Source organism: Calothrix sp. CBUCES-K 9914, assembly GCF_059640475.1.
The window spans coordinates 1-3,641 of sequence record NZ_JBXXZH010000458.1 but is presented as its reverse complement, the minus strand read 5'-3'; the positions used below and the strand labels follow the sequence as shown (position 1 = coordinate 3,641).

The following is a 3,641-nucleotide window of genomic DNA, read 5'->3' as shown; positions in this document are numbered from 1 at the left end:
TTTTGAATTTGGTCGTTTTTTGCCTATTTCAGCGGGCGCCCAAATCCTGAAACAACGAAACCTCGTTCAGCAATTGAGAATTTTCTCAACTATTTGCTCGATTCAAAAAAACCTACCCTTGAAAGCCTTATTAAGGGGGGTTGGGGGGATTTTCTAAGTCTATAGTTTAATTTTATACTTTTCAAACATCCTCTAAAATTCTCTTGCACGTTTGGCAACTTCTTCTCGACTCAATAGTATAGCCTGCACGAATTTGCTCCTAATTTCAACAACATGTTTAAGAGATTAATCTTATTGTATTCAATCACGAACGTTCACAAATTCTATTATTATGGCGCTCTATAACAAAACCCAATTGAAAACAATGCCGTTGCCGCAAGCGCCGCTACCGTGCGAATATGATTCCAGAGCGTCCAGCTGGCAAGGTAACTACTCCACAACTTTACACCATCAGCACTACCTGGCTCGACAGTCGCCAGCGCTTCGTTTAGTGGCACATTGAATATCACTGTAACGCCAAATGTACCAATAAGATATAGTAGACTGCCGAGGAGCAGATAGACGGCGCCAGGTTGATGCCATTTTAGTGGCAAGGTGATTAAAAAAAAGATACAAGCCGCAGTCGTTCCTAAAAACGGCGCCATAAACAACGGATTGATTACCGTAATATTAATAGATTGCATCGCAGCAATACCCTGCGTCGGTTGAAGTCTGGCAAGGGCGTTCATTACAAAGGATGAGAAAGCAAAAAAGACCCCAGCCATTAGCCCGCACCCCAGTACAGAGAAAAGCTTTAATGCGAAATAATGTTGTTGAAGATGCGCCATGACCACCTCCTGGCTTAATTACTATTCCAGCTTAAAAAAATAACTTATGCTCGGCTATCTAATTCCTGTGCTACTAACACAATCTTGCTGCCAGTTGTTAATTGGGAAAATCTGCAGTTACCCAAAAGTGAATACAACGCTAACTAGACGGCTGTTTAGCTAAAATAGTAATTTCGTATTGAAAAATTAGAGAAAAGCGGAGCCTCAACCGTGTTTTTACTGTGGCTGTTATGTTTCTATTAAGCCAGAATCAGCATAAATATATTAAAAATTAGCGCAGTAAAAACATATCTCACATCTTGCACCTTCTCAATAAGAGTAAGGTGGGCAGTGTCTAGGGTGTTGACTTTGTTAAAATTTGAGCGTTTTTTGGTACTCTTGTACGTGACTTTAAATTTCTCGTCAAAACCCTACTTAAACTAAGATTTCCGCCATTATAACTAGTCACGTTTTTTGCATGAACGAAATTCCAAAAACGGCACAGAGTCAACACCCTAGGCAGTGTCCACCTAGCCCTGTCAAGGTGAGCATAAGTACTACGGATTTATAAGGCTTTTAGCCTCGCACTGATTAAAATTTGAAAGCAAAAAATAAAATTTGCGCTCAATTTTATATTTCAGAGTTGGGGGCACAACGTAAAAATAAGGCTTCGAGCTAGTACCCAACTGGTACACCTTGACAGGGCTAGCAGTGTCCACCCTACGCTAAAATAGATGTTACAAGCTCTTTTATTCTCAATAAGCTTGAGGTGCAAGATGTCAGATATGGTTGCTGAGGTGCTAAAGCCGAATGTGCAGGACTTGCAAAAAGATGTAGTCGAACTGCTAGAAGGAATTAGCAAGTTGATGTACCGCGCTAGCTCCTAAGAAACACATCCCACCGCAATAGATTTGGTAGGAGCGTAACGATTTAAATTGGCGCTTAAATTTTCATGGTAATTATCACGCTTGATTATCAAGAAACAGCGCGCTCCAATGAGTGTTTTCATAACTTACAAATGAATTGGGAGTTAAACCGTCACTTAGTCATGCGTTGATTTTAAAGTAACCTTCTATTACTGAGGTAATGAAAGCATCTTATGCAGCGCACTGTTCCTCGCTAGTTGTAGGTTGAGCAACTAAATCAAACCCCAAAGCGTGAGCTTTTTTCTTTAAGTTGTTCAGCATACGTTCATGGTATTTTTGTTCATAAGCATCAACACCTGGGTCTGCATAGGCTGCTCCAGATGTCCACAGACGGTAGAAAATACGTGCGAGTTTGTGAGCAGCAGCAGTAATTGCCTTTGGCGCCCCCATACGAGATTGCATTCGTCTGAAAAATCCTCCCAAGGCAGAATTGCTACGACAAAGAGTTTGTGCTGCCATACGGAAAGCATTGGCAGCTCGATTAGCAACAGGGCGAGTTTTGGAGCTTTTGACTTTGCCGCCAGTTATGCGACTACCAGGGCATAACCCTAGCCAAGAAACGAAATGTTTAACTGTAGGAAAACGAGACGGGTCTAATCCGACTTCAGACAATATAACCAGCACAGTTAAAGCTCCTAAGCCATTGATTTGAGTAAAATCTACGCCAGTGATGCGGTATTGCAGGAGTACGTAAATCAAATTGAGGAGCATTTCCTGGTTGCTTTTTGCCACGACGTTTTGGTTTACCAAGAGGGTTAATTTTGACATCTACTTTATCTGCAAACTGAGATAAACACTCCTCTATTCGAGCATCACACTCAGTTATTTGTGTCTGGTAGAATTTATACAGCCCTAGCTCTTGGGACAAAATAAACACAAGTTCTGGTCTATAATCTCCAGTCAAAGCTGCAGCAATAGCAGTAGAACTTGCTCTAATATGTTCGTCTTTTAATTCAGCTAACTTCTTAGGGTCACGCTCACCAGCAATAATGGCACTAATAATTGCCATACCTGTAGTACCTGTAATATCACTAATAACTCGATGCAATTGTATGTTCATTTCAGTCAGAGCTTTTTGCATCCTTTGCACATGAACACAAGTACCTTTAATTAAGTTGTCTCGTTGTCGCATGTAACTACGAAGAACACAAATTTGATCCTCTGGGCGCTTCGGAACCTGCCAATAGCCCGTAAGTATGTAACTGTTGTAACCACTGACAATCTAGTACGTCAGTCTTGCGCCCTGGTACAGTTTTTACATAGTGAGCATTAACTAGTCTTACTTCAAATCCTTTGCTTTCCAAAATTTGGAATACTGGTATCCAGTAAACTCCCGTCGATTCCATTGCTACAGTTTCAATTCGACAAGATTTTAACCAGTTAGCCATTGCATATAAGTCAGCAGTAAAACAGGCAAAACTGCGTACAGAGTCTTTATCCCTATCTGTTGGAACACTTACCCAATGTCTGTCTGCACCAATATCTATACCTGCTGCGTTCACGTTAATTAGTGGTAAATTAGGATTTGGCAACTTTGGTAGCGATTCTGATTTACTCATGGTGACCTCCGTCATCGCAATCGCATTTTTTTACAGCAGAATAAGTACCCTAACCTGAGTGTGGTGCCCAAATCTAATCTCCGCGCACGGGATAATGATAGCTTAACCATCACTTCACCAATAAATTCACCTTTTTCACTCAGAACCACGCTTATATACGGGCGTAATTAACACCACTGATAACACGGTTTTGACTGTCAGGGTAACTACTAATTATAGTTGTAATCTCTAGAATTTTCCTTAGTACCCCTTGTGTTTCTTTCATATATTACTTGCGGCGTAGCCCGCTAGTCGGAGGCTTATATCTTGCACCTACACCCGCGCTTGGGTGGGACTATACGAACAAAGCC

Annotated in this window: 1 protein-coding gene and 1 pseudogene; both read right to left on the bottom strand. The window is 41.2% G+C overall.

What is annotated here, in order from left to right:
- Positions 1-329: 329 nt before the first annotated feature.
- Positions 330-827 (bottom strand): anthrone oxygenase family protein, encoded by a 498-nt coding sequence (locus tag AC2JBO_RS43790; protein WP_496959887.1) that lies wholly within the window; start codon positions 825-827, stop codon positions 330-332.
- Positions 828-1,903: 1,076 nt separating this feature from the next.
- Positions 1,904-3,291, bottom strand: a pseudogene (locus AC2JBO_RS43785) (IS110 family RNA-guided transposase).
- Positions 3,292-3,641 lie beyond the last annotated feature (350 nt).